Below are 26,827 nucleotides of genomic sequence, written 5' to 3' on the forward strand. Positions count from 1 at the left end.
TGATAAATGATACAAAGTAAATCAATAATGTATACATACCCTTTATCTCCTTCTCTCCAACTTTCTTTCATGAGACATTAATTCGTTTTTATGTAGTGCCCATCTGCATCAAAGATCAGGCATAAACCATTCATCAGGCTAATTTTATAAGCGTTATATTTTTTCTCAATAGAATCTATCACACTGCACGGATGGTGCCTGGTCATAAAAGACACAATACTTTTTCTAATCTTAGCGGAAGAAGCTTTTCTTCCATCACTGTTTATTAAACTCCAGTTTACCATAATCTTAAAATTTTATTGTTAATTCTTAATACAGTTAATCATCTATCTTTTTAAAATTTCCGTTTCGGTCGAACTCCAGTTCCAGTCCATTGGACAATTCCGCTTTATAAGACCATCTCTTTTTTTCTATTTTGACAATATAGGTATTCGGAAAGTTTCTGCTGCTGTAATTTTTTATGGAGACAGGAATAAACCCGTAAGGGATTTTTTGGTGCTTACCATCTACTTCTTTCCAGTTTCCATTACTATCAAACTCCATTTTCATCCCGTTATTCAGGTACACTTTATATTCATCAACACCATAGATTTCTCTGTCTTCAATGGCAGATGATACCGAAATACCTTTAAAGTGCCCTGCAAGAAAGGTTTTAGCAGCCTTAGGTAAATGATTAGGATTAATAGCTCTGTCCTGTGCTGAAACAAAGCCTCCGATCAATAAGAAAATTAAAATAAATACGCCTGTGATTTTCTTTACATTTTTCATAATATTCAATTTTTCTGTCATTATTATGGAGCAAAGTTGCAACTCAAATTAGGAAAGAATTGGGAAAAACTTAAAATGTAAAAATAAAGGAGATAAAATAAAGTCTTTGGAGAGTATTATAGTATTTAATATTTTACCACAGATCTTTCAGATTGACACAGATGCTTGAAAACAAAGAAAATCTTTTATCAATCCTAAAAAAATAAACCATTAAGGTAGAGATAAGATATTAAGAGAATTAAGTGTTGTTTTGCTGAGATTGCTTCGCCTTCGACTCGCAATGACAGTTATCTTGATCTTCTTAATAGCTTAACAGCCTTAATGGTTCAAAAAATATATTTAAAAGCTTATTCCAGCCTTACAATATAAAGATTATAGGTATTCCTTAATCTGTTGAAGATGGGTAATAGCTTTTAATCCATCTGCTTTTTTGTCTTCCTTGTATACATCAAAGAAGATGGCCTCCATTCCGAAATCTCTTCCTCCCAGAGCATCAGCAATCCAATCATCACCAATCATAATGCTTTCTTCTTTCTTCGCTTCAGAAAGCCCGAGGGAATACTCAAAAATTTTAGGATCCGGCTTTCTCACTCCTACGGCATCTGCACTGGTAATGGTTTCAAAATAAGGAGCAATTCCGGATAAGGTACATTTTCTTTCCGTTACTTCCTGAAAACCATTGGAAATAATATGAAGTGTATAATTTTTCGACTTCAGATATTCAAGGACGTCTTCTGCCCCATCTACCAATTCATTATGACTGACAATATTATCAAGAAAGTTCTCTTCAAAATAAAGGGTAAGTTCTTTATTATCCACTCCAAAATGCATGAAGGAGTCATAAAAACGGTGTTCTCTCAAATACTCTTTGCCTATTATTCCATCTCTTATTTTTTCCCATAATTCTTCGTTGATATCATGGTAAACTGCATGAAACTCCTCAAAGTCAATATCATACTTTGAATTAATTTCCTGCTTTTCAAAAAGTTCTTTGATGGTTAGATAGGCATTTCTACGATGATCCCAGAGCGTATTGTCCAGGTCAAAAAAAACGTGCTGCATTTTCATACAGCACAAAGTTAATAATTTTAATTTTTTGTAACAGGATAATTCTTGCTCTTGCTTTTCACAATTTCAAGACTTTTAGAAAAATTGAGCAGAAAATCGATGGTTTGTTTTTTAGGTTTCAAAGTTTTCACTTTTAAGGAGTCATTTTTTTTCATAAGCGAAGTATGTTTTCCTTAAAAACGTGAAATTTTATAAAATATTATCTATCTGGTTAATATTATATTATTTTCATCCATGATTTTTCTCAGGTTTATCAATGCATATCTTACCCTTCCTAACGTGGTATTAATACTCATATCGGTATGATCTGCGATTTCTTTAAAACTTAACCCGTCGAAAAATCTTAATTTTATCACTTCCTGCTGATTTAAAGGAAGAAATTGCAGCATTTTCAACAGATCCTCCTGAATCTGATTGGTCACCAGCTGATCTTCAATATTCTCAGAAGGTTCTCTGATCAAGTCAAAAATAGAATATTCATCTGTTTCAAAAGTAGTCTCTGAAACTTTAATATTCTTGGATTTTGCTCTGAAATGATCAATGATAAGGTTGTGGGAGATTCTTTTGGCCCAAAGGATAAATTTACCCTCTTCGTTGTAACGGCCCTCTTTTAGCATCACAATGATTTTCATAAATGTATCCTGAAAAATATCATTAGCTAAATCTTCATCATTAATTTTGTAAAAAATGAATGTAAACAGTTCTCTCTGATGGCGATGAATAAGGGTTGATAAAGCACCCTCATCACCTTTCTGGTAAAGCGAAATTAATAAACTATCCGATTTTGATTTCATAACTCTTCTCAATATAACATTTGCAGCCCAGCTATCGCCCAGATAAAATATCTGGTTTTTGCTGTATATACAAAACAATTCTACAGAGTAAAGTCTCTTCGATAGGCGGTACAATTATATTATGGCGTAAATATAATAATTTTTTAATAACTGTTAAGCAATTATTAAATTTTCGCTATAAAAATTTAAAAAAAATCACTTAAACATATCATGAATGAATACTGTAGGGATATTTAATGTAAAATTAACATTCAGTCCTTTCATCTCTTTTCCGTTTAATCGCGTATCTCCGATAGGAAAAGCATAGCCTCCTGTAAGGTCCAGCATCCCAAATAAGGTAACGCCTATTTTCGGAGCAATATATTTATTGGTTCCTTCCGCTCCTACTAAAAAGTAATATGAATGGTAAAAATCCACATTCTTTTCAAAATTAAGTAAAACATCTGCCTGCAGTTTCGGCATAATGGCAAATTTTGAGTTTGCTACGCCCATTAAGGCAGAACCACCCAATCTGTAAATAACATCATCATTTTTAAGGAAAAGCAGCTTTCCTCCTACTTCTCCAAAGCTCTGATTCTGGTAGGTATAGCCCACACTGATCATTTTATGCATGGTATACTGGGCTTTTACCACTGTGCTTAGTAAAAACAGGGATAGAATGGCAACTGCAGTTCGAAAATTCATCATCTTTCAATTTATTAAGGTGTAAAATTAAAAAAAACTGCCTTACCGGAAGGTAAAGCAGTTCATAATATTTCAGTTTAGACCAAAAATTAAATACCGAAAGCAGCTTTAATTTCATCTACTTTGTCCAGTTTTTCCCAAGTAAAGAACTCAAGACCTTCTAATGTAATTTGGTTTTTCTGACCTTTATTGAATGTTTTATCAGCAACATAATGCTCTTTACCCATGTGTCCGTAAGAAGCAGTTTCCTGATAAATAGGATTTCTTAATTTTAAGTTCTGCTCAATAGCGTAAGGTCTTAAATCAAAGATCGTAGATACTTTTTTAGCAATTTCTCCATCATGAAGATCCACTTTTGCAGTTCCATAGGTATTGATGTATAAACCACAAGGTTCTGCTACTCCAATTGCGTAAGAAACCTGTACTAAAACTTCGTCTGCAACTCCAGCTGCTACAAGGTTTTTAGCGATATGTCTTGTTGCATATGCCGCACTTCTGTCTACTTTTGAAGGGTCTTTTCCAGAGAAAGCACCACCACCGTGAGCTCCTTTACCACCATAAGTATCAACGATGATTTTTCTACCTGTAAGACCGGTATCGCCGTGAGGACCACCGATTACGAATTTACCGGTAGGGTTGATGTGATATTTGATCTGATCATTGAATAAAGCTTTGATCTCTTCAGTCTGCTGAGCTACTACTCTTGGAACAAGAATATTCTTGATATCTTCACGGATCTTATTCAACATTTCCTCTTCTGTTCCGAAGTCGTCGTGCTGAGTAGAAACCACGATAGAATCAATTCTGATTGGCTTGTGATCATCTGAATACTCAATTGTTACCTGGCTTTTTGCATCAGGGCGTAAGTAAGTGATCTCTTTATTTTCTCTTCTGATTGCAGAAAGTTCCTTAAGGATTGTGTGCGCCAGATCCAAAGCAAGAGGCATATAGTTAGCCGTTTCATTGGTAGCATATCCGAACATCATTCCCTGGTCACCAGCTCCCTGAGCGTTTGCTTTTGCTTCAAATGACTCATCATTTACTGCTCTGTCAACACCCTGGTTGATATCCGGCGACTGCTCATGGATCGCAGAGATAACTCCACAAGAATCTCCATTGAACATATATTCACCTTTTGTATACCCAATTCCGTTGATTACTTCTCTGGCAATCGTCTGAACGTCAAGGTAAGCATCAGATTTTACTTCTCCTGCCAATACTACCTGCCCGGTAGTTACAAGAGTTTCACATGCTACTTTTGAACTTTTATCGTATGCTAAGAAATGATCGATTAATGCATCGGAGATTTGGTCGGCAATTTTATCCGGATGTCCTTCTGAAACTGATTCAGATGTAAATAAATAAGACATATTATTCTTTGTTTTTTTAGATTAAAAAATTGTGTTGAAGAAAAATAAGAATAACAATTGCCCAGAAAAAAGAATACTGTTTTAGCATTTTTTTATAGAGGTTGCAATCAGGTCAAATTTTTCCTCGTTAATAAACGTCAGCAAATTTAAGCACTATTTTCGTAATACTCAAAATTTTTGTTTACTAATTATAATTTTCTTTAAATTAATGATTTATATCACTTTAAAGCTTCTTGCTTACTGTGGCTTTATGCTTACAAATTCTTTCGGACTTTCGTGATAGTTCAGCTTAAGTTCTAAAGAATTTTTGATAGAATGTGATAATTCGTCAATAATCTTTTGCTTAAAGGTCGGCTTATAATAAATAATACTGATCTCTCTGTATGGGAAAGGTTTTTTGAATCTAAAGACATTCTTCTTCTGCTCTTCAGAAAGCTGGCTTAAAGCCAATTCCGGAAGAATACTGATCCCACCTACTTTGTCTACCATATGCACCAGGGTCTGGATATTGGAAGCTAAGAAATCTAAATTTTTAGGTTTCAAAGTATTTTCTTTCAGATGACAGATGTTTTCGAACTGATTTCTAAGGCAGTTACCTTCTTCAAGCAGCCATACTTTTTCTACATTCAGTTCTTCAGGGATAATATAAGCGTTCTTTTTGTTCGCTTCCGTGTTCGAACTGTAGATCATTAATTCTTCATTGAATAAGAAATCCTGGTAAAACTCATCAGCAGTATCATAAGGAGTAGAAATAATTCCCGCATCCAGTTCTCCTGCTTTCAAAGCTTTAATAATATTATCCGTTGTCATTTCTTTTACATTCATCTGGATCTTCGGATTTTCCTCAAGGAATTTAAAGATCTCAGTAGGTAAAATAAATGAAGAAACAGTAGGAATAATTCCAAGGTTGATGGTTCCTCCTAAAATGTTATTCAACAGGTTGGCCTTGTTTTTCAGCTCATTGACAGATTCAATAATTACCTTCGCCTGATCAATGATCTGAAGCCCTACATCTGTAGTACGGATCGGGTGTGTAGTTCTGTCGAAAACCTTCACATCCAATTCATCCTCAAATTTCTGTATCATGGCACTTAAGGTTGGCTGGGTAATGAAGCACGCCTGGGCTGCTTTTCCAAAATGTTTATACTTATCAACAGCGATAAGATACTCCAGTTGCTGAATGTTCATTTGATTAATATTATCTATTACAAAGATATAACGTTTTTGTTATTAGCAATTAAAAATTCAAGTAAATTTGATAATTACTACCTTTACAATTCGATTTAGAAAAAGACGAGAACAATAATTCAAATCATGAACATATGGATTCTAAAAAATTAACGTTAAGCAACGGCGCACCTTATTTTGAGCATCAGGATTCCCAGACGGTAGGACCAAGAGGCCCGGTATTGCTGCAAGACTTTGTTCTTCAGGAAAATCTTGCACACTTCGTTAGGGAAAGGATCCCTGAAAGAATTGTACATGCCAAAGGAAGCGGAGCGTACGGAACTTTTACTGTAACCCATGACATCAGCCAGTATACTAAGGCTAAATTATTCTCAAAAGTAGGAAACTCCTGCAGAATGTTTGCCCGCTTCTCCACAGTAGGTGGTGAAAAAGGAAGCGCAGATACCGCAAGAGACCCAAGAGGATTTGCATTAAAATTTTATACTGAGGATGGAAATTGGGATCTTGTAGGAAATAACACTCCTGTATTCTTTATTAAGGATGCTAAAAAATTCCCGGATTTTATTCATACCCAAAAAAGAGTACCGAAAACCAATTTGAAAAGCGCTACGATGATGTGGGATTTCTGGAGTTTAAACCCGGAATCACTTCATCAGGTTCTTATATTAATGTCAGACAGAGGAACTCCATATGGCTACAGACATATGCACGGCTTCGGATCTCATACTTTCTCTATGATTAATGATAAAAACGAAAGAGTATGGGTGAAATTCCACTTCAAAACTAAACAGGGAGTGAAAAATTTCACAGACGCAGAAGCAGTAAAAATGGCAGGAGAAAATCCTGATTTTGCTCAGGAGGATCTTTGCAATGCTATTGAAAACGGAGATTTCCCAAAATGGACGATGTATATCCAGGTAATGACCGAAGAACAGGCAAAAGATTTCAGATGGAATCCTTTTGATGTCACAAAGGTATGGTTCCATGATGATTTCCCATTGATTGAAGTGGGGGAAATGGAATTGAATGAGGTTCCTGTCAACTATTTTGCCCATGTTGAACAATCTACATTCTCACCAAGCAGCCTTATCAATGGAATCAGCTTCTCTCCGGACAAGATGCTGCAGGGAAGATTATTCTCCTATCCGGACGCACACCGATACAGAGTTGGGGTCAATGCTCATCAACTGGAAGTGAACAGATGTCCTTTCGCTGTTAACAACTATCAGAGAGACGGTTATATGGCAGATTCAAGCCACTATCAGGATAAACCGAATTATTATCCTAACAGTTTTGATGATATCACACCGGATGCTTCTTACAAAAACTATGAGTATGAATTAGATAGCGCCCATGTTGCCAACTACAACAGAAATGATAATGACAGTGATCATTATACCCAACCTGGGCTTCTTTACTCAAAAGCAATGAATGCTGAGGACAGAAATAATCTGATTCAAAATATTGTAGGCAGTATGAAGGGAATTACAGGACCTAAAAGAGAAGAAATCATCAACAGACAATTATGTCACTTTTTCCGCGCCAACATTGAGCTTGGCATGAAAGTAGCTTCACAACTAAATATCAATATTGATGCAAATATGATGAATCATTCCAAATAATCATATTGAACAATAAATCAAAAAAAAGGAAAAAAAAATAATATTTTTTCCTTTTTTTTGTAAAAAATTCATAATTTGCGAGGGATGATATTTTAAAGTGGAAAAATGAGTTACGAGAATATATTATTAAAAAAGGAAGATAAATTATCTATCATTACCATAAACAGACCTGAGAGTTTAAATGCATTGAATGCAAAGACGATTCAGGAGATCAGCACTGCACTGGATGAGCTTGATTCCGATCCTTCCTGCCGGGTAATTATCCTGACAGGCAGCGGAGAAAAATCATTTGTAGCTGGAGCTGACATCAAGGAATTCAGTGACTTCGGACAGGAAAAAGCTGAGGAACTTGCAAGAAACGGACAAAATACATTGTTCAACAAAATCGAAAACCTATCCAAACCTGTCATTGCAGCCGTAAACGGTTTTGCATTAGGAGGAGGTTTAGAGCTTGCCATGGCATGCCATATCAGATACGCATCGGAGAACGCCAGATTAGGGCTTCCTGAAGTAACACTGGGATTAATTCCAGGATACGGAGGAACTCAAAGGCTTCCAAAACTTGTCGGAAAAGGTATTGCCAACGAAATGATCTTCTCTGCCAAAATGGTCCCTGCTCAAAAAGCAAAAGAGATCGGACTGGTAAATGAAGTATACCCTATTGAAGAATTATTAACCAAAACGAAAGAATTAGCGAACACTATTGCCCATAATTCACCTATGGCAATATCAAAGGCTATAAACGCCGTTAATTTATCTGACACGGAGAAAGGTTTTGAAACTGAAATTAAATATTTCGGGGAACTTTTCGAAATGGACGATAAGAAAGAAGGAGTAACTGCTTTCCTGGAGAAAAGAAAGCCGAACTTCTAATCTTTCAAAGATTTTAATCCAAATTATTTCGAAAAAACTAATGCTGCGGTATGAATAAGTTTGACAAAGCTTATCTAAAAATGGCCCAGGAATGGGCAAAACTCTCCTACTGTAAGAGAAAACAGGTAGGAGCTCTTATCGTAAAAGATAGGATGATTATTTCAGATGGTTACAACGGAACTCCTATGGGATTCGAAAACTGCTGTGAAGATGCAGAGGGAAAAACGCACTGGTATGTATTGCATGCAGAAGCCAACGCTATATTAAAGCTGGCCGCTTCTACACAATCTGCAAAAGGAGCAACGTTATATCTGACATTGTCGCCCTGCAAGGAATGCAGTAAGCTGATCCTTCAGGCAGGTATTACAAGACTGGTGTATATTAATGAGTATTCAGATGACGATGGGATATCGTTCCTGAGAGGCCATAACATTGAAATAGAACAAATATCGGACTGTGAACTAAAAAAATAAGCACAAATGACTTGGGATGAAAAGATCAAAGATTTTGAAATATTTCTTCGCTTCGAAAGAAATTTTTCAGACAATACGCTCGACGCCTATGTTCGGGATATTAAAAAACTAAAAGATTACGCAGAAGAAGATCTGGAAAACATCGGCCCAGATTCTATCGGTTACGAAAACCTGCAGGAATACATTTTCAATCTTTCTAAGCAGAAATTCAGTGAAAGATCACAGGCAAGGTGGATATCTTCCATTAAAGCCTTCTTCAAATTTCTGTTGGAAGATGAATATCGTGAAGATAACCCTGCAGCGTTACTTGAAGGACCTAAACTGGGACTGTATCTGCCGGATACATTAAGCCTGCCGGATATCAATAAAATCATTGCTGCCATTGAGGCCAATACAGATCTCGGAAAAAGAAACCAATGTATCATAGAGGTACTTTATGGTTGCGGACTCCGTGTATCTGAATTAATTGACCTGAAGATCTCCAATATCAACTTTAAAGAACAATATATTAAGGTAAACGGAAAAGGAAATAAAACCCGTTTTGTACCTTTGGCTGATTATACAGCTGAGTTACTGGAAAGCTATATCAAGGAGGTACGTTCTAAAGGAAAAATCAATAAGAAATATGAAGATACGCTGTTCCTGAACAGCCGTGGAACTTCCATGTCAAGGGTTATCGTATTCCTTATTATTAAAGAACTTACGGACAAAGCAGGGGTGAACAAAAAGATTTCTCCTCACACCTTCAGACATTCTTTTGCAACACATTTGCTTCAGAATGGGGCAGATCTTCGTTACATTCAGGAAATGCTGGGGCATTCCAGCATTACCACCACAGAGATTTACACGCACCTGAAGACAGAAGAGCTAAGGGATGTTATCTTAAGCTATCACCCGAGAAATATCAATATTACTCAGGGAAGTTAAGATGTAGCTTACCTTGAAAATAATTAAGAAGAATGAAAGTATTGAAATATTGCCCAAGTTGTGGCAAAGAGACCTTACATTGGGATAATGAGAAGAAATGGAGTTGCCCTAAATGTGGTTTTACGCTGTATAACAATGTAGCAGGCGCGGTAGCGGTTGTTATCAGATGTGGTGACGAAATCTACCTTACCAGACGAAACAGGGATCCTAAAAAAGGGAAACTTGATCTTGCCGGAGGCTTTGTTGACCCTAAAGAAAGTGCAGAAGAAACCTGTAAGAGGGAGCTTTTTGAAGAACTTCAGCTTAACATTGATATTTCTAATCTAAGATACCTTACCAGCCTTCCGAATATCTATCAGTACAAAGAAATTGATTATAATACAATTGACCTCTTTTATGAATACAATGTTCCGGAGAAGTTTGAGGTAAGTCTTGAGCTTTCAGAGATCTCTGAAGCGGTTTGGATTCCTTTACAGGAACTAAGTCTTGATGAGATTGCGTTTGATTCTCAGAAGAGGTTTTTTGAGGATTATCTGAAGAAATAATTTTTGTAAATATATGCTCTCGCAGATTTTGCAGATGCGGCAGATTATTGGATTTTATCCACTGCTTATTTTGTAAAATCTGCGGGAGTTTTTTTATGTTGGAAAAAATTTTCCCACAGATTTCACGAATTACACAGATATATTTTATATACGTTCTGTGATGATCTGAGAAATCTGTGGGAATATATTTTTAATTAATATGTTTTAGATTTCAGCATTTCTTCAAAATACTGAATCAGCAATGCTCTTTCTGCCTCTGTAAGTTTAGCTTCATCATGATAAACAATATAACCAGGCAACGGCATTGTTTTATGCTTAAGAGCCTCAATAGACCTATCAAGCATATTCTCTTTTAATTCCTTGTTATAATTACCCCAAACAGAAAAGTTAAGATGCTGACGTCCGTCGTTCACATGGCTTTTTACAGACCATGAAATTGGGGCTACATAAGCATATTTGGGATAAACCGTTTCATCGGAATGACAGTCATAGCAGGCATTCTTAAGAAGCGTACTTACTTTTTCAGGAGTCTGTTTCATCTGAACAAAGTTCACTTTGGAATCAACTGGTTTATTGACCCGATCAATTGGAATCAACTGGATAAGAGCAAAGGCTACAAGAGTCCATAAGATTATTTTTTTTGCCGTCTTCATAGCTCTATTTTACAGGAGTTATCACTGCATTTTCGGATTTCAGCTCTTTTTTAGTTTCCTGAAGCACAGCTTTATCCTTTTCTTCAGAAACAGCAGGAGTAACTGGTGCCGGTGGTGGTGGTGTGCCCTTAGGATTATCAAGTGTTCTGGTATCTTTAAGATCCCATTCTTCTCTTGTCTCCCATAAAGCTTTAACCAGAGCTTTTTTATAGAAAACATATGCATCCTCCGCAAATGTTTCAGTGGAAAAGTCGGCTTCATCCCAATACTTGTCATTATTATTATCCACTAATATCCTAACAACATATTCTTCAGGCCTTAGAATATCAAATTTCACTTTATCTCCTTTGGTATATCTCTGATAAATTACCTTATCTGAAGAATCCAAGAGTTGAATCCAGTAATTAGACGCAGGAGCATTTAAAAGGGTAAATTCTAAGCTACCAAATTGCTCTACTTTATCAGCAGTGAAATCAAAACGTTTAGATTGTGCGTTCTTCGCATAAAAAGAAGAAACTGTTTCTTTAGGAATGGTAAGCTGATAATCTTTCCCACTGATAAAATCAGCGTTCACATGAATCTGATAAGGATTGGTTTCTGAAATTTTAGCCGTAAACGGTAAGGCATTCAAAGAATCTCCTTTAACAGCCAGCTTCCATTTTGAAGGATCAATTTTATCTATAAAGTAATTGGATGAAATTTTAAAATCAGATTTCGGAGGCAATGATCCCCCTCCATTATCGCTGAAAACGTCCATTGCGTTTTTCTTATTGTACTTATAAAACAAAGAAACTGAATAAACGGTATCTTTTTTAGATCCAATATTATGACTAAATAATAGTTTTTCAGTGGTTTCCTGCCCGATATTATTCTTCACCGCATCAAACCAGATTCTTACAGAGTCTGATTTGGGAGTATGTGTTACTTTTATATCTTTAAGCTTATCATTCAGTGACTGTACTTTTACCTCATCAGGATGACCCTCAAATGTCATAAGAACCCCACCAGGAACTTCCTTCATCTCAGAGTATTTTACAGGTTTTTTAGATGGATAAACACTTAAGTTCAGCCCCGAAATTGATTTTGAAAAATCAATAGCTTCTTTTTTAAATCCTATCTTTTCTTTTCCCGGATCGTACACAGAGTTTCCGTTTTCATCTTCGAAAGCAATGATTTTATATTTTCCCGGAGAAAGATAATTCAGTTCATAATATCCGTCATCATCTACCTTGGTAATATAATAGGGTTTTTGCTTATAGTTCATCGTATCTTTTACCTGATACAGCCCAACTACAAGTTTATTTTCATTAGTACCGGTTTTCTTTCTGATCTGCATGGCATCTTTAACCTCACCACTGATATACAGATCATCCAGTTTATCTCCTGTAGAAAAAGCGTAATTAAAATAGCGAAGAATATTAGACTCGTTATTATCCGCAATAGAGTTTCCAAAATTGAAATTATAGGTAGTATTGGCCTGAAGAGTATCCGTCCACTGAATCAGCACAAATTTATTCGCAATATTCGATGGCAGAATTCTCTTGATATTCTTGATGGGTGGAGAAATAATAAGATTTTTATTGATATCCTTTAGGGTCACGTACTCATCAAAATCCAGACGAAGCTCGCGGATATCTCTTCTTACATTAATCCTTGTGGTATCAATATTTGAACTTAAAAACTTTGGAGCCAGTGTATCTTTTGGACCACCAACAGGCGATCCTACCCTTGCACAGGAATGCACAAGAAAACAGATAACCAATAATAAAAGAAATCTTCTCATGAAAATGTTTAAGCAAAAGTAAACATTATTCTCCAAAAACTTCGTGTCCGCTGTTCAAACTATCTTTGTTATCGTTCATTACAGTCTGAAGTTTTTCCTGCTGTAAAGGGAAATTCTCAAATAATCCGGATAATGCAAGTGCTGTATAAACTTTTCCTGAATATTTGTTTCCAATAGCAACAATGGTAACTTTAGATTTTAAAAGGTGAGCAAATACAGAGTTGGTTCCGTGCCACCATCCGTTGTGATACGTCAATTTTTCTCCGTTATCAAAAATTTTCATTCTAAAACCAAGACCATAATTGTTCATTCCCGCCTTTTCATTGCTGTAAGGGGTAAATACCATCTGCATCAGTTCCGGTTTAAGGAAATTTTTTGAGAACATGGCTTTTGAGAAATTATATAGATCTCTTGGTGTAGTATAAACATTTTTATCTCCATAAATGAGATCCAGACGGTCTAAAGGATATAATTTATTACCGCCATAATAGAAAGACTGTGAAGCAGTCGGAATATCTTTTTCCTGAAAGATGTAAGAGTTATTCATTTTCAATGGAGTGAAAACCATTTCTTTCATTGCCTGTGGAAAAGGAGTTTTCGTTACTTTTTCAATTAACAAAGCTAACAGGGCGAAGTTTGTATTGCAATACATAAATCCGGTATCCGTATCTCTGGCCAGGTCCGGCTTATATTTGATAATCATATTCAATACATCCTGATTGGTAATAAACTGTTTGGATAGTTCTGCCGGCGCAGGCTGTATTTTGGTAATGAAGTATTCGTATTTCGGTAATCCGCTTCTTTGATCCAATAAAGTCTGAACGGTTACATTCGGGTAAGGAAAGCCAGGGAAGAATTGGGTTAGATGGTCTGTAAGCTTTATTTTCCCTGCTTCTACCAGCTTCATCATGGCCATTGCCGTTAATGTTTTTGAAACTGAAGCTACGTGTAATGGTGTATTTTTGCCAATTGGCATCTGATTGCCTTCTCTTCCAAAACCTCTGTAGTTTTCATATAAAATCTCATCTCCTTTAGCCACTAAAATTCCACCGCTAAGGTCACCTCCTTCCCATATTTTCTTATAGTACTGGCCAATATAACTTGTTATAGATTCTTTATTAGAAAGCAGCCCGTCTTCTTTGGTAAAAACCTGGCTTAAATCAACACTTCCATAGTTGGGAAGGTTGGTTGTATTTTCAGCTGAAGCCACTTTGGATTCAGATTTATTTTTACAAGAAAAAAGGGATAAAACAACCGTTACAGCAAGTACTAAATTACGCATCTTCATAAGATTCAAAAATGAGCGGCAATTTAATAAAAGTCGAAAATAAATTGTAAATATGAAGGGCACATTATGAATAATTTAACATAATGAGAATGAAGTATAAAAAATAAAAAGGAATAAGTTAATTTACAAATTTATTGGCGGGCCAGCCTGCCCTGTTATTCTTCCTCCAAAAGTGATAAGACTAAACATATTCAAAATGGTAAAATACAAATCATCCTGATTACAAACATAATCATCAATGATTCCGTATGTTGTATAATCTGAGATATTAAACCCTTCTTCAATATCGTTATAATAAATCACCCTTCTTCCAATAAGTCCCACAACCCAAAATCCACCACCTTCTTTACCATACTCTTCTTCAACCCATTTTTCAGGATCTATTTTAATCAAATCCCAAAAATTCAGAAGATCACCACGCAACTCATTTTCTGCTGAGTGAATCTTTTCAAAAATCTCCTCAATGGTTATAGGCGTCCAGGTCATAAATTCATCTGTATTTATGCATAAAAGTACAAAATAACAACGAAAAAATGGCTCTAGCAATATGAAGCTACAATCTTATCTACAATAAACTGAGCTAATTTTTCTTTACTCTGATGAGTCCAGCCTGCAATATGCGGTGTTACCAAAGCCTTTTCTGATTCCAGCAGATACTTCAAGTCTTCATTTTCCGTTTCAAGATGTTCAAAAGAGGACTTTTCATATTCCAATACATCCAGACAAGCACCCTTTACTTTTCCTGATTTCAATGCTTCCACTAAACTTTTAGTTTCTACATTTTTTCCTCTTGCTGTATTCACAAAATAGAAATCATTCTTCATTTCAGAAATGAAGGTTTCATCAATAAGATAATGTGTTTCAGAAGTCAAAGGAATATGCAGGCTCAATACTTCTGCAGACTGCTTCAGTTCGTCTAAAGTAACCTGAGTAGCAAACTCATCGGAAAGGTTGGGAAGAATATCATGGAAGATCACTTTACAACCAAAACCTGAAAGCCTTTTAGCCGTAGCTTTTCCCATATTTCCATATCCGATTAACCCAACTGTTTTCCCTAACAATTCATCTCCTCTGTTTTCTTCACGCTTCCAGATCCCTTTCTTGACTTCCTGAGAAGCGATGAAAAGCCTGTTCATCAATATCAGCAGCATTCCAACAACGTGTTCTGCAACAGAATCCCTGTTTCCTTCCGGAGAATTGATTAATTGAATGCCTAATTTTTCAGCCACAGGAATATCGATATTTTCCATTCCCGCTCCTACTCTTGCGATGAATTTCAGATTTTGTGCCTGCTCAAGAAAGTTTTTATCTAAAGGGATGCGGCTTCTGATAATGATCCCATCATAATTTTTGATTTTATCACAAACCTCATCATAAGTGGAAGTAAAATCTTCTTCCAAAATGAAATTTTTAGCTAAAAGCTGCTCGGTGATAAGAGGGTGATTTTTATCTAAAAGGAGAATTTTCATATTTAAACACAAATGACGCTAATTGGTTTCACAAATAACACAAATTAAAAGGCACCGTTAATAACTCTTTTTACTCCGTTTTTAAATTGGAGTGTATTGAAGTTAATTAACATACCAAGTTTACAGTTACTTAATCTAAGATAGGTTAGAATTTGTGCCAAATGGATATCGTTCAATGATTCTATAGATTTTATCTCTAATACAAACTTGTTCTCAATCAAAAAATCAAGTCTGTAACCAACATCTAGCTTCACCTCTTCATATCCAATGGCATAGGTTTTTGCCTTTCTACAAGAATATCATGCTTATTCAGTTCATAGAATAGGCATTCTTCATAAGCACTTTCCAAAAGTCCGGGACATAAAGCTTTATGAACCTGTAACCTGCTTCATAAACAAGTCTGGAAATATCATTTTCTGAAATATCCATTGTATAATTTTTTTCATCTTATCCGGCACAAATCATTTGTGAAAATTTGTGCCGAACATTTGTGTTATTAGTGTTTATATTTTTTATTTTTTATCCTTCTTAGAAGGTTGTGGCTCCTGTGGTTCCTGGAACAACTTCTTAAGTTCTACAGATTCCAGAGGTTTCATTCTTCCGGAAAGGATCAATGAAAGTTCTTTTCTGCGGAATGCAGCGGCATATCTTTCTTTTTCCTCTTCTGTTTCCGGGATCATATCAGGAATAGGAATCGGGCGGTTAAATTCGTCTACCGCAACGAAGGTATAGATTCCAGAATTGGTATGAATTTTTTTCTGATTAATCGGATCATCAGACCACACATCTACATACACCTCCATAGAAGTAGAGAATGCTCTGGAAACTTTAGATTCCAAAACAACAACTCCTCCTTCAGGAATCGGATGATTAAATGAAACGTGGTTTACAGATGCCGTTACTACTCTTCTTTCACAGTGTCTTGCAGCAGAAATGGATGCACATCTGTCCATTTTTGCTAAAAGTTCACCACCAAAAAGGTTTCTTAGAGAGTTGGTCTCGTTCGGAAGAACGATATTGGTCATAATGGTCAGGGATTCTGACGCTGTTTTTATCTTTGCCATTTATTCTTAGTGTTTTTGGGAGCAGCCGGGACTGTTTTAGTTGTTTTTCCGGCAGGTTTTATCAATGAATCTTTCTTCAGAGAATCTGAAACAGCTGTTTCAGGAGTATGTACCATTACCTTCACCGTATCTTTTACAATTCTGTGGGTAGAAGTCTGTACAGACACTTTATTAAAGGATTTCTTTCCGAAGAGAAGTTCCTTTTGGGTAAATGCGAAGTAGGCAATACCGAGAATCGGAATAATCAACAGGAAGAACCAAAGGATTGTTTTTTTGAACTTATAATCCTTTTCACGGTTTTCCGATGTATTTACTTTCTCGCCATTATTAATATCCGAGAATCTGATCTCTTCCAGTCCGAAAAAGTCCGGACGTCCTGCTTCTACTCTTTTTCCTTTGAAATGAGTATGCCCTTCTTCAATAAAGATCGTTCCCAGATTCTGAATTTCAAGAAACTGTTCTGCCTGGAGCTTTTTCTTCCAAAAATCGGTCTGTATTTTCAGATCACTTCTGGAAGCTTCCACAGACATTTGTTTTTCTTTAGCGATAAAAACGGTAAGATCTTCAGCCTGCACTTCATAGTCAATTGTAAATTCAATCTGGCTTGCAGGAGGTAGGATGCTTCCGTTTTCGGAATTGATAACCGCTTTAGAATTTTTCAGAGAAAACACTCCAAAGCCTGGAACCGTGACAGTTCCATATTGTTTTAAATATTCTAAAATGTATGCTGAAATATTCATTTGGCAGCAAATTTATAACTTTTTCATGACTTTTTGAAGATATTTAACGCATATAAAAAAAGACTGCCAAAGCAGCCTTTTGAGTATTTCATATTAAAACAGGCTCATTGTTCATGATCCCTGATTTCTTTCAGGATAAATTGGCAATCCCCTTATTTACAGGAATTACATTATTCCCATCTATTGAATTTTCCAGCTGATTCCAAACATAAAGTTGGTTCCTGCCTGTGCAAAATATAATGGGCTGCCGTCTTCCGCAACAGAGCCATTGTTCACGTATTTTTTATTGAACAGGTTATTCACCAATAGTTTTAATGCAATATCATTGTGGCCAATTTTAAACTGATACTGTGCATTAAAATCTGTCAGTAAGTAATCTTTAAGTTCCAGGTTTTTATCTTCTGTATTATCCATGTACTGCTTTCCAACATATTGGTTCATTAAAGCGAACTGGAAATTTTTATTTGGATTAAATCTTACTCCCAAATTAGCTATCATATTCGGAGAAAATGAAATCTGTGTATTACCAAGGCTTACCGGAACATTTCCAACCTCCACATTAAAGTCCTCATTCCTGTTCTGGCTTAAAGTTACGTTTCCGGAAACTTCCCATTGTTTTGAAAGCTTAGCCAATGCGCCCACCTCTACTCCACGTCTGTAACTCTTTCCTGAATTGGTTCTGATAAACGCTCCCACACTGTTAAGCTGCCCGTTCAGAACCAACTGATTCACATAATACATGTAATAAATATTCGCCGTTAATGATAAAAGTCCGAACTGTTTTTCAAAACCGGCTTCAAAATCGTGAAGTTTTTCAGGCTTTACATCATTGTTGGCCATGATATCTGCTCTGTTGGGTTCTCTGTGGGCATGAGCATAAGACAGGAATATTTTCCCATCATTGATTTTATAATTCACACCTGCTTTTGGATTGAAGAACAGCCAGTTTTTATCCAGATCAGCTCCATCATCATCCCCAGCCATGATAATCTTCGTATTGTAATTGATACTTCTAAGCTGTAGATCACCAAAGAATTCAAAATTATCCATTCTATATAAAGCCTTCGCAAAACCGGAAACTTCATTCTTTATGGAGCGGTTTCTGTAGTATTCACTTTCATGGATCTGCGGATAAAACACTCCGGTAACATTTCCGTAATGTCTTCCATAGTACTGATTGGCTACCGCACCAAAATTTAAATCAAGATTTTCAAATTTCCCATACAAGGTAGAAACTACTCCATAGAAATCATTATTCAGCCATTTTTTTCTGATGAAATCTGACTTTGTAATGGTTTGTCCGCCTTCAATAATATTTGGGAGATGATATTTTGAGAAAGAGCTTGCTTGTTTATAGTTTTCGTAATATCCTTTTCCTTTGGTGTAATGAAAGGTAGTTTCTAAATTCCAGCGGTCATTGAATTTCTGTTCCCAAAGCAACTGGTAATGGTTCTGTCTGTAATTATCCGTTTCATTATCATAGAAACCCTTTATATTCCCATTGGTATCATTAATAGCACCGGAAATGTTGAATCTCGGGTTCGTTTCCCACATCTCTCTGCTAATTCCATTCCATGCCTGATAGGTTTTTTCTTTTCCTCCAAAAGCCATTAAACGCAATTTGGTTTTTCCTTCCTCAAACAAAGCTGTAAAATTGTAAGAATGCAGATCAGAAGAAGCTCTGTCTATATATCCATCAGAATGAATATTTGTGTATCTACCCATTACAGAAAGTCGGTTTTTCCAGAATTTTCCGGAGCCTACCTCTGCTGAATATTTATAGGTATTGAAAGAACCATAGCTATCGTCCGTTTTAAAATAAAACTTCTTTTCAGGCTCCTTTGAAATCACGTTGATACTTGCCCCAAAGGCGGAAACACCATTATTGGAAGTTCCAACACCTCTCTGAATCACAATCTGAGAAGCAGAACTTGTCAAATCCGGGACGTTTACAAAAAAGGTTCCCTGACTTTCAGAATCATTATAAGGAACCCCGTTCATCATCACATTGATGGCCGTTCCGGAAACTCCACGAATCCTGAAACCTGTATATCCTACCCCATTTCCCGCATCTGAAGTGGAAATGATTGAAGTTTGATTTTTTAAAAGGATAGGAAGATCCTGCCCTAAGTTTTTACCGTCTAAATCTTTCTGAACGTTGATAATTTCCTTTGCAACAGGAAGTCTTTTCGTAAAGCTTACCGCTTCTATTTCCCTGATCTTCAGAGAATCCGTGTTTTGGGCCTGAATAAAGGCCACAGAGCCTACACTAAGCCCTAAAAAAAATAATCCTTTCATTCTATAAATCTTTAACATTTAATGAATAAAAGGGGATCGATAAGATATTATACAAATTCAACCCCGAAGAAGAGTTGACGTCCCTAAACAGCATTACCTGTTCCAGGTTCAGTGGGTATAATCTCAGCCTGTTAAAGCACCCCTTTATTTCAGCCGCGAAATTACGAAAAATATATGAGATGGTGATGTTTTCGGGATACGGGGTTCGGGATGCGAGGTATTTGGTTGTGAGACGATAAGAAAAGGTTTTACAGGGAGATTTTATTATATGAAAAATTAGAGTTATAAAACCTTCATAAGTAATAAGCACTTATCATTTAGTATGTCTTATTATTCGCGTCTATATAATAATAATTTTTACCATCTTTAGTTACCTCAAACATTTTCCCCAGCTTCCAGCTGAAGTTTCTTTTAATATTGGCATATTCGAAAGGAACAATAATTTTATTATTAACATCAATAACTCCGAACTTATCGTTATTTGAAGCCACAATCATCGGATCTGCAACATTATCACCTTCCATGATGTATAAATATTGATATTGTGGGTAAATCTGGTATTGGCGATAATCTGCAGCATTGACAAATTTTGATTTTTCAATGATTCCATAGAAACCATTTAAAACATAAGCCTGGAAAAGCTGTTGTTTATACTCCTGAAATTTACATTTTCCGAGATCAGAGTCTTTAAACTGATACACTCTTTTTCCCGAATGATCTATTCGGTAAGAAATCATATCTTTTTCCACCGTTGCATAATCTTTTGTCCCGTATTTCCTCACTTTTTCATTCGGAGAATTAAGGAGATTGCAATCTTCATAAAAGAATACGGCAATATGATATTCAGGCTGAATGATGTATTTTCCATTTTGATTCACGTACCCAAAACTATCTCCTTTCTTTTTAGGAATCAGAAGTGGAAGATCTTCATTAATCACAACAAGATCAGGATTATGTTTAGCGACCACACTTTTCCCTTTTTTCATGGTAGTTTTCGGTACATTTTTAATAGCAGGTTTCTTCACAGATTTCGTCTGAGAGAAAACAAAAATCGAAATAAAAACGCACAAAACATTCAGGATATTTTTCATATTCATCATTTGTCTGCAAAATTACGGCCAAAAATAGAAATTATCAAAATCATATTTATAAAGAATCTAAATAAATTCATTCTCATAAAATAGTAAAATTTCGTAATTTTGGGCAACATTTTGAATTGTTTAATAATTTAAAAAACTTTTAAAAAAGAGTGTAGATTATGCTGACCTTATTCGGGTAATGTTGCATCATATGCGAGATCTCAAAATGTCATTAACTGTATTTTATACAGACCAGTAAAGAGCAGCTAAATATTCTACCTTTAATATTGAAAGACTTCTATTATGAATATTTATAAGGATTACATTAAAGAGATTGAAGAAAGAAAAAGCCAGGGGCTTCATCCAAAGCCAATTGACAGTGCAGAATTACTAAGCGAAATTATCGCACAAATCAAAGACTCTGGTAATGCAGATCGAGCTGACTCTCTTAAATTTTTCATCTACAACACCCTTCCAGGAACTACAAGCGCAGCTGGTGTAAAAGCTAAATTTTTAAAAGAAATCATTCTGGGTGAATCCGTAGTAGAAGAAATCTCTCAGGCTTTTGCTTTCGAATTATTATCTCACATGAAAGGAGGTAAATCCATCGAAGTATTATTAGATCTGGCTTTAGGTAACGATGCTGCCATTGCTCAACAAGCTGCAGACGTTCTTAAAACTCAGGTTTTCCTTTATGAAGCAGATACCAACCGTTTAAAAGAAGCATATAACAGTGGAAATGCGATTGCTAAAGAAATTTTAGAAAGCTACGCAAAAGCTGAATTTTTCACTAAACTTCCTGAAGTAGCTGAAGAAATTAAAGTAGTTACTTATATCGCCGGTGAAGGAGACATTTCTACCGATTTACTTTCTCCGGGTAACCAGGCACACTCAAGATCAGACCGTGAACTTCATGGTAAATGTATGATTACTCCTGAAGCTCAGGAAGAAATCAAAGCTCTACAGGCACAACATCCTGATGCAAGCGTTATGCTTATTGCTGAAAAAGGAACAATGGGTGTAGGATCATCCAGAATGTCAGGGGTAAACAATGTGGCTCTATGGACTGGTAAGCAAGCCAGCCCTTATGTACCTTTCGTGAATATCGCTCCTATTGTAGGGGGTACAAACGGTATCTCTCCAATTTTCCTTACTACAGTTGACGTTACCGGAGGTATCGGTATTGACCTTAAGAACTGGGTGAAGAAAGTAGACGAAAACGGAAACCCTATTCGTAATGAAGCAGGAGAAGTAGTTCTTGAAGAAGCTTATTCAGTAGCCACAGGAACTGTTTTAACGATTAATACAAAAGAAAAGAAATTATACAACGGAGATCAGGAACTTATCGACCTTACGAAGTCTTTCACTCCACAAAAGATGGAATTCATCAAAGCCGGAGGATCTTACGCCATTGTATTCGGTAAGAAATTACAAACATTTGCGGCTCAGACTTTAGGTATTGAAGCTCCGGTTGTTTTTGCTCCATCAAAAGAAATTTCTCACGAAGGACAAGGTCTTACAGCTGTTGAAAAAATCTTCAACAGAAATGCTGTAGGAACAACACCAGGAAAAGTATTACATGCTGGTTCCGACGTTCGTGTAAAAGTTAACATCGTTGGTTCACAGGATACAACAGGTCTTATGACTGCTCAGGAGCTTGAATCCATGGCAGCAACTGTAATTTCTCCAACGGTTGACGGTGCGTACCAATCAGGATGCCACACCGCTTCAGTTTGGGATAAAAAAGCTCAGGCTAACATTCCTAAGCTAATGAAATTCATGAACGATTTCGGATTAATCACAGCCCGTGACCCGAAAGGTGAATACCACTCAATGACTGACGTTATTCACAAAGTTCTTAACGATATCACTGTAGACGAATGGGCAATCATCATTGGTGGTGACTCTCACACAAGAATGTCTAAAGGGGTTGCTTTCGGAGCTGACTCCGGAACAGTTGCTCTTGCATTAGCTACCGGTGAAGCTTCTATGCCGATCCCGGAATCTGTAAAAGTAACTTTTAAAGGGGAAATGAAACCTCACATGGATTTCCGTGATGTGGTTCACGCTACTCAGGCTCAGATGTTGAAGCAATTCGGAGGAGAGAACGTATTCCAGGGAAGAATCATTGAGGTTCATATCGGAACACTTCCTGCTGACCAGGCATTCACATTTACAGACTGGACTGCTGAAATGAAGGCTAAAGCATCTATCAACATTTCTGAAGACAATACCCTAATCGAATCATTGGAAATTGCTAAAGGCAGAATCCAGATTATGATTGATAAAGGAATGGATAACCATAACAAAGTTCTTCAGGGATTAATTGATAAGGCTAATAAGAGAATTGAAGAGATCAAGTCAGGTGAAAAACCTGCGCTTACTCCAGACGCTAACGCTAAATATTATGCTGAAGTTGTTGTAGATCTTGATGTAATTGTAGAGCCTATGATTGCTGACCCGGATGTAAACAACGAAGATGTTTCCAAGAGATATACCCACGATACCATCAGAGACCTTTCTTACTATGGTGGTGAGAAAAAAGTGGACCTTGGTTTCGTTGGATCTTGTATGGTTCACAAAGGAGACCTTAAGATTGTTTCCCAGATGTTGAGAAACCTTGAAAAACAAAATGGTAAAGTAGAATTCAGCGCTCCATTAGTTGTAGCTGCTCCTACTTACAACATCATTGACGAGTTAAAAGCTGAAGGTGACTGGGAATTATTAGAGAAATACTCAGGATTTGAATTCAACGACAATGCTCCAAAGGGTGAAGCTCGTACCCAATACGAAAATGTAATGTACCTTGAGCGTCCTGGATGTAACCTTTGTATGGGTAACCAGGAAAAAGCAGCGAAAGGAGATACTGTTTTAGCAACTTCAACACGTTTATTCCAGGGAAGAGTTGTAGAAGATTCTGAACGTAAAAAAGGAGAATCTCTATTGGCTTCAACTCCGGTTGTTGTTCTTTCTGCGATCATGGGAAGAATTCCAAGCATTGAAGAATATAAAACAGCTGTTGAAGGTATTGACCTAACCACTTTTGTACCTTCTATCAAGGAATTAACAAGCACAAGTGTACACTAACAGAATTGATAAATAGGTCGTAAGGCCATTGAAATCATATGAATGGAAGATTTTAGTCCTTTAGGATTTAAAATCTTCCATTTTTTTGTTTAGAATCGTTCTATTTTAAGTTAAATACAATTTTTTTCCGAGAAAATCGAGAAAACAGAATCTATTTTTTCTTAAATTGAAAGTTATAAAATCTCTTGGTTTTAGAATCAAAATCGCCCTATTTATGGATTATAGGAACGTTTTTTGATGTATAAAAAACGATTTTCTTTCTCCGATATAAGAGAAAGGGAACTTTAATGGAAAAAGAACAAAACTAAATACGATATGACTTTTGATATTGATATGATCAAAAAAGTGTATGAGCGTTACCCTGAAAGAATTGCAGCAGCAAGACAAATTGTGGGAAAACCTCTTACCCTTTCAGAAAAAATTCTTTACACCCACCTTTGGGAAGGAAATGCTACACAGGCATATGAAAGAGGAAACTCTTATGTAGATTTTGCACCGGACAGAGTAGCTATGCAGGATGCCACTGCGCAGATGGCGCTTTTACAATTCATGCAGGCTGGAAAAGCTAAAGTGGCTGTTCCATCAACAGCTCACGCGGATCACCTGATCCAGGCTAAAGTAGGTGCTGATAAAGATTTACAGGAAGGGATCAACAAAAACTCTGAGGTGTTCAACTTCTTAAGTTCTGTATGTGATAAATACGGAATCGGGTTCTGGAAACCGGGAGCAGGGATCATTCACCAGGTTGTATTGGAAAATTACGCTTTCCCTGGAGGTATGATGATTGGGACCGACTCTCACACCGTAAATGCTGGCGGACTAGGAATGGTTGCCATTGGTGTAGGTGGTGCTGATGCAGTAGATGTAATGGCAGGAATGGCGTGGGAACTTAAAATGCCTAAACTTATCGGGGTTAAATTAACCGGTAAAATGAACGGATGGACTTCTGCTAAAGATGTCATCTTAAAAGTGGCAGGAATCCTTACTGTAAAAGGAGGTACCGGATGCATCGTGGAATATTTCGGTGAAGGGGCAGAATCTCTTTCTGCAACAGGTAAAGGTACCATCTGTAATATGGGTGCTGAAATTGGAGCCACCACTTCTACTTTCGGGTATGATGATTCTATGAGAAGATATCTTGCGGCTACCGGAAGACAGGATGTAGTAGATGCAGCTGATAAAATTGCAGAACACTTAACAGGAGATGCTGAGGTATACGCTAATCCTGAACAATATTTTGACCAATTAATTGAAATTAACCTTTCTGAACTCACTCCACACTTAAACGGGCCTTTCACTCCGGACTTAGCGACTCCAGTTGCTGAATTCAGAGCTAAAGCGGAAGCAAACGGTTGGCCTTTAGAGGTTGAGTGGGCATTGATTGGTTCTTGTACCAACTCTTCTTATGAAGACTTATCAAGAGCGGCTTCTATTGTAGAAGATGCAGTATCAAAAGGAGTAAAACCTAAAGCAATTTTAGGAATCAACCCTGGTTCTGAGCAAGTGAAATTCACAGCAGAAAGAGATGGTTTCTTAAATTCTTTCAGAAAATTTGAAAACGCAAGAATCTTTACCAATGCTTGTGGTCCTTGTATCGGACAATGGGACAGAGAAGGAGCAGATAAAGGGGAGAAAAACTCTATTATTCACTCTTTCAACAGAAACTTTGCAAAAAGAGCTGATGGTAATCCAAATACCCATGCATTTGTAGCTTCTCCTGAAATGGTAGCTGCTGTGGCCATCTCTGGTAGATTAGATTTCAATCCTATTACAGATACTTTAACGAACGAAGCCGGTGAGCAGGTAAAACTTGACGAGCCTAAAGGATATGAACTTCCTGCAAAAGGATTTGCTGTGGATGACAACGGATATCAGGCTCCTTCTGAAGATGGTTCTAAAGTAGTTGTTAACGTAAGTCCTACTTCAGACAGACTTCAGTTATTAGAGGAATTCCCTGCCTGGGACGGCAAAAATATTACAGGAGCGAAAGTATTGATCAAAGCGTTCGGAAAATGTACTACTGACCACATTTCTATGGCTGGACCATGGTTGAAATACAGAGGTCACTTAGACAATATTTCAAACAACATGCTGATTGGAGCTGTAAACGCTTACAATATGGAAACCAACCATGTTAAAAACGAATTAACGGGTGAATATGGGGAAGTTCCTGCTGTACAAAGAGCTTATAAAGCAGCAGGTGTTCCAACTATTGTTGTAGGGGACCAAAACTACGGTGAAGGTTCTTCAAGAGAGCATGCGGCGATGGAACCTAGACACCTTGGTGTAAAAGCTGTATTGGTAAAATCATTTGCGAGAATCCACGAAACCAACCTTAAAAAACAAGGTATGCTTGCATTAACCTTTGCTAATGAGGCAGATTATGATAAAATCCAGGAAGATGACACCGTTAACTTCTTAGACCTTGACCAGTTTGCTCCGGGAAAACAACTGACTTTAGAATTCATCCACAAAGATGGAACTAAAGACATCATTATGGCAAACCACACTTACAACGATCAGCAGATTGACTGGTTCAAAGCTGGCTCTGCACTGAACTTGATTAAACAACAAGAGAAATAAGAATTAATTGTTAGATCGATTGAGTCGTCCTAAAATAGGTTGACATAAATTAAACAATATTTGATCCGGAGAGATGTTTTATTTCTTCGGATTTTTTATGCACTTTATCTGGAGTTTGCATATTAAGGCTTAAATGTGGTCTCTTAGTATTATAAAGATAAATACTTTCTTTTACTAATGAGTTTAGATCTTTCATATTCTTTGTTTTGTAAAAAAGGAATTCTTGTTTCAATATTCCGTTAATCCTTTCTGCCAGTGCATTTTGGTAGCAATCATAACCATCAGTCATTGACGGTTTGATTTCATTCTTATTCAGTATTTTCTGGTAGTAACCAGAGCAATACTGCAAACCTCTGTCTGAATGATGGATTAATGGATCACTTGAACTTCTATTTTTTATTGCCATTTTTAAAGCTTTTGCAACATTTTCAGTGTTCATATTTGAACTTAATGAATATCCCATTATCTTTC

The 26,827-nt window shown here is 36.5% G+C and carries 24 protein-coding genes and 1 pseudogene; 7 read left to right on the plus strand and 18 right to left on the minus strand.

Translation table 11 applies throughout. The features are described 5' to 3' along the window. Window positions 1-77: 77 nt before the first annotated feature. From BBH99_RS14450 to BBH99_RS14480, 7 genes are all read right to left on the minus strand, one after another. The gene (locus tag BBH99_RS14450) at window positions 78-284 is read right to left on the minus strand and encodes a hypothetical protein (RefSeq protein WP_066697047.1); all 207 of its coding nucleotides are present in this window, start codon (window positions 282-284) and stop codon (window positions 78-80) included. Between the two features lie 34 nt (window positions 285-318). Then, on the minus strand, window positions 319-768 hold the full coding sequence (locus BBH99_RS14455; RefSeq protein WP_066697127.1) for a PepSY-like domain-containing protein: 450 nt from the start codon (window positions 766-768) through the stop codon (window positions 319-321). A 372-nt stretch (window positions 769-1,140) separates the two neighbouring features. Next, on the minus strand, window positions 1,141-1,836 hold the full coding sequence (locus BBH99_RS14460) for a YjjG family noncanonical pyrimidine nucleotidase (RefSeq protein ID WP_066697049.1): 696 nt from the start codon (window positions 1,834-1,836) through the stop codon (window positions 1,141-1,143). A 203-nt stretch (window positions 1,837-2,039) separates the two neighbouring features. Further along, a complete protein-coding gene (locus BBH99_RS14465) occupies window positions 2,040-2,630 on the minus strand; it encodes an RNA polymerase sigma factor (protein ID WP_066697130.1) in 591 nt (196 codons plus the stop codon). Between the two features lie 195 nt (window positions 2,631-2,825). Then, on the minus strand, window positions 2,826-3,317 hold the full coding sequence (locus BBH99_RS14470; RefSeq protein ID WP_066697051.1) for a hypothetical protein: 492 nt from the start codon (window positions 3,315-3,317) through the stop codon (window positions 2,826-2,828). An 86-nt stretch (window positions 3,318-3,403) separates the two neighbouring features. Beyond that, window positions 3,404-4,684 carry a methionine adenosyltransferase gene (metK, locus tag BBH99_RS14475; protein ID WP_066697060.1) on the minus strand — a complete coding sequence of 427 codons (1,281 nt, stop codon included), beginning with the start codon at window positions 4,682-4,684 and terminating at the stop codon, window positions 3,404-3,406. 237 nt (window positions 4,685-4,921) lie between these two features. Then, window positions 4,922-5,872, minus strand: a complete 951-nt coding sequence (locus BBH99_RS14480) for a LysR substrate-binding domain-containing protein (RefSeq protein ID WP_065400946.1) — start codon at window positions 5,870-5,872, stop codon at window positions 4,922-4,924. 134 nt (window positions 5,873-6,006) lie between these two features. Between BBH99_RS14480 and BBH99_RS14485 the strand changes: the two genes are divergently transcribed. From BBH99_RS14485 to BBH99_RS14505, 5 genes are all read left to right on the plus strand, one after another. Further along, on the plus strand, window positions 6,007-7,494 hold the full coding sequence (locus tag BBH99_RS14485) for a catalase (protein WP_066697062.1): 1,488 nt from the start codon (window positions 6,007-6,009) through the stop codon (window positions 7,492-7,494). A 105-nt stretch (window positions 7,495-7,599) separates the two neighbouring features. Next, window positions 7,600-8,367, plus strand: a complete 768-nt coding sequence (locus tag BBH99_RS14490; protein ID WP_066697064.1) for an enoyl-CoA hydratase/isomerase family protein — start codon at window positions 7,600-7,602, stop codon at window positions 8,365-8,367. A 50-nt stretch (window positions 8,368-8,417) separates the two neighbouring features. Further along, on the plus strand, window positions 8,418-8,840 hold the full coding sequence (locus BBH99_RS14495; RefSeq protein WP_066697066.1) for a deoxycytidylate deaminase: 423 nt from the start codon (window positions 8,418-8,420) through the stop codon (window positions 8,838-8,840). A gap of 6 nt (window positions 8,841-8,846) precedes the next feature. Continuing rightward, a complete protein-coding gene (xerD, locus tag BBH99_RS14500; RefSeq protein WP_066697068.1) occupies window positions 8,847-9,767 on the plus strand; it encodes a site-specific tyrosine recombinase XerD in 921 nt (306 codons plus the stop codon). A gap of 32 nt (window positions 9,768-9,799) precedes the next feature. After that, complete coding sequence (locus BBH99_RS14505; RefSeq protein WP_066697070.1) at window positions 9,800-10,312, plus strand: NUDIX hydrolase; 513 nt, start codon at window positions 9,800-9,802, stop codon at window positions 10,310-10,312. A gap of 194 nt (window positions 10,313-10,506) precedes the next feature. Here BBH99_RS14505 and BBH99_RS14510 read toward each other — a convergent pair whose 3' ends face one another. From BBH99_RS14510 to BBH99_RS14550, 10 genes and pseudogenes are all read right to left on the minus strand, one after another. Further along, complete coding sequence (locus tag BBH99_RS14510; RefSeq protein WP_066697072.1) at window positions 10,507-10,965, minus strand: heme-binding domain-containing protein; 459 nt, start codon at window positions 10,963-10,965, stop codon at window positions 10,507-10,509. Window positions 10,966-10,969: 4 nt separating this feature from the next. Next, entirely contained in the window at window positions 10,970-12,748 is a 1,779-nt protein-coding gene (locus BBH99_RS14515; RefSeq protein ID WP_066697073.1) for an Ig-like domain-containing protein, read from the minus strand. A gap of 25 nt (window positions 12,749-12,773) precedes the next feature. Continuing rightward, window positions 12,774-14,036, minus strand: coding sequence for a serine hydrolase domain-containing protein (locus tag BBH99_RS14520; protein ID WP_066697075.1), 1,263 nt, complete (start codon window positions 14,034-14,036; stop codon window positions 12,774-12,776). A gap of 123 nt (window positions 14,037-14,159) precedes the next feature. Then, window positions 14,160-14,522, minus strand: a complete 363-nt coding sequence (locus BBH99_RS14525) for a hypothetical protein (RefSeq protein ID WP_066697077.1) — start codon at window positions 14,520-14,522, stop codon at window positions 14,160-14,162. Between the two features lie 53 nt (window positions 14,523-14,575). Continuing rightward, window positions 14,576-15,505, minus strand: a complete 930-nt coding sequence (locus BBH99_RS14530) for a 2-hydroxyacid dehydrogenase (protein ID WP_066697086.1) — start codon at window positions 15,503-15,505, stop codon at window positions 14,576-14,578. Window positions 15,506-15,549: 44 nt separating this feature from the next. Then, window positions 15,550-15,854, minus strand: a pseudogene (locus BBH99_RS22995) (GxxExxY protein). 163 nt (window positions 15,855-16,017) lie between these two features. Beyond that, on the minus strand, window positions 16,018-16,569 hold the full coding sequence (locus tag BBH99_RS14535) for an acyl-CoA thioesterase (RefSeq protein ID WP_066697088.1): 552 nt from the start codon (window positions 16,567-16,569) through the stop codon (window positions 16,018-16,020). Next, window positions 16,557-17,309 carry an HU domain-containing protein gene (locus BBH99_RS14540; RefSeq protein ID WP_066697090.1) on the minus strand — a complete coding sequence of 251 codons (753 nt, stop codon included), beginning with the start codon at window positions 17,307-17,309 and terminating at the stop codon, window positions 16,557-16,559. The genes BBH99_RS14535 and BBH99_RS14540 overlap by 13 nt, the downstream gene beginning before the upstream one ends. Before the next feature lie 180 nt (window positions 17,310-17,489). After that, window positions 17,490-19,607: a TonB-dependent receptor gene (locus BBH99_RS14545; RefSeq protein ID WP_066697133.1), complete on the minus strand. Its 2,118-nt coding sequence runs from the start codon at window positions 19,605-19,607 to the stop codon at window positions 17,490-17,492. A 317-nt stretch (window positions 19,608-19,924) separates the two neighbouring features. Beyond that, window positions 19,925-20,698 (minus strand): WG repeat-containing protein, encoded by a 774-nt coding sequence (locus tag BBH99_RS14550; RefSeq protein WP_066697138.1) that lies wholly within the window; start codon window positions 20,696-20,698, stop codon window positions 19,925-19,927. Window positions 20,699-20,989: 291 nt separating this feature from the next. On the opposite strand from BBH99_RS14550, the gene BBH99_RS14555 reads away from it, so the two are divergent. Both BBH99_RS14555 and BBH99_RS14560 read left to right on the plus strand, forming a co-directional pair. Then, the gene (locus BBH99_RS14555) at window positions 20,990-23,773 is read left to right on the plus strand and encodes a bifunctional aconitate hydratase 2/2-methylisocitrate dehydratase (protein WP_066697092.1); all 2,784 of its coding nucleotides are present in this window, start codon (window positions 20,990-20,992) and stop codon (window positions 23,771-23,773) included. 315 nt (window positions 23,774-24,088) lie between these two features. Next, window positions 24,089-26,356, plus strand: a complete 2,268-nt coding sequence (locus tag BBH99_RS14560) for an aconitate hydratase (RefSeq protein WP_066697094.1) — start codon at window positions 24,089-24,091, stop codon at window positions 26,354-26,356. 49 nt (window positions 26,357-26,405) lie between these two features. On the opposite strand, the gene BBH99_RS14565 is transcribed toward BBH99_RS14560, so the two are convergent. Continuing rightward, on the minus strand, window positions 26,406-26,827 hold a 422-nt coding region (locus BBH99_RS14565; RefSeq protein ID WP_165601952.1), incomplete at its 5' end, for an integrase core domain-containing protein.

The organism is Chryseobacterium contaminans, from assembly GCF_001684955.1.
Classification (GTDB): Bacteria; Bacteroidota; Bacteroidia; order Flavobacteriales; family Weeksellaceae; genus Chryseobacterium; species Chryseobacterium contaminans.

Coding starts and splice junctions, on each gene's coding strand:
- BBH99_RS14485 (WP_066697062.1), top strand. CDS start 6,007: ATGGATTCTAAAAAATTAACGTTAAGCAACGGCGCACCTTATTTTGAG.
- BBH99_RS14555 (WP_066697092.1), top strand. CDS start 20,990: ATGAATATTTATAAGGATTACATTAAAGAGATTGAAGAAAGAAAAAGC.
- metK (WP_066697060.1), bottom strand. CDS start 4,684: ATGTCTTATTTATTTACATCTGAATCAGTTTCAGAAGGACATCCGGAT.
- BBH99_RS14510 (WP_066697072.1), bottom strand. CDS start 10,965: ATGAAGACGGCAAAAAAAATAATCTTATGGACTCTTGTAGCCTTTGCT.
- BBH99_RS14525 (WP_066697077.1), bottom strand. CDS start 14,522: ATGACCTGGACGCCTATAACCATTGAGGAGATTTTTGAAAAGATTCAC.
- BBH99_RS14520 (WP_066697075.1), bottom strand. CDS start 14,036: ATGAAGATGCGTAATTTAGTACTTGCTGTAACGGTTGTTTTATCCCTT.
- BBH99_RS14470 (WP_066697051.1), bottom strand. CDS start 3,317: ATGATGAATTTTCGAACTGCAGTTGCCATTCTATCCCTGTTTTTACTA.
- BBH99_RS14530 (WP_066697086.1), bottom strand. CDS start 15,505: ATGAAAATTCTCCTTTTAGATAAAAATCACCCTCTTATCACCGAGCAG.
- xerD (WP_066697068.1), top strand. CDS start 8,847: ATGACTTGGGATGAAAAGATCAAAGATTTTGAAATATTTCTTCGCTTC.
- BBH99_RS14490 (WP_066697064.1), top strand. CDS start 7,600: ATGAGTTACGAGAATATATTATTAAAAAAGGAAGATAAATTATCTATC.
- BBH99_RS14505 (WP_066697070.1), top strand. CDS start 9,800: ATGAAAGTATTGAAATATTGCCCAAGTTGTGGCAAAGAGACCTTACAT.
- BBH99_RS14495 (WP_066697066.1), top strand. CDS start 8,418: ATGAATAAGTTTGACAAAGCTTATCTAAAAATGGCCCAGGAATGGGCA.
- BBH99_RS14545 (WP_066697133.1), bottom strand. CDS start 19,607: ATGAAAGGATTATTTTTTTTAGGGCTTAGTGTAGGCTCTGTGGCCTTT.
- BBH99_RS14480 (WP_065400946.1), bottom strand. CDS start 5,872: ATGAACATTCAGCAACTGGAGTATCTTATCGCTGTTGATAAGTATAAA.
- BBH99_RS14450 (WP_066697047.1), bottom strand. CDS start 284: ATGGTAAACTGGAGTTTAATAAACAGTGATGGAAGAAAAGCTTCTTCC.
- BBH99_RS14455 (WP_066697127.1), bottom strand. CDS start 768: ATGAAAAATGTAAAGAAAATCACAGGCGTATTTATTTTAATTTTCTTA.
- BBH99_RS14550 (WP_066697138.1), bottom strand. CDS start 20,698: ATGAAAAATATCCTGAATGTTTTGTGCGTTTTTATTTCGATTTTTGTT.
- BBH99_RS14460 (WP_066697049.1), bottom strand. CDS start 1,836: ATGAAAATGCAGCACGTTTTTTTTGACCTGGACAATACGCTCTGGGAT.
- BBH99_RS14535 (WP_066697088.1), bottom strand. CDS start 16,569: ATGGCAAAGATAAAAACAGCGTCAGAATCCCTGACCATTATGACCAAT.
- BBH99_RS14560 (WP_066697094.1), top strand. CDS start 24,089: ATGACTTTTGATATTGATATGATCAAAAAAGTGTATGAGCGTTACCCT.
- BBH99_RS14515 (WP_066697073.1), bottom strand. CDS start 12,748: ATGAGAAGATTTCTTTTATTATTGGTTATCTGTTTTCTTGTGCATTCC.
- BBH99_RS14465 (WP_066697130.1), bottom strand. CDS start 2,630: ATGAAATCAAAATCGGATAGTTTATTAATTTCGCTTTACCAGAAAGGT.
- BBH99_RS14540 (WP_066697090.1), bottom strand. CDS start 17,309: ATGAATATTTCAGCATACATTTTAGAATATTTAAAACAATATGGAACT.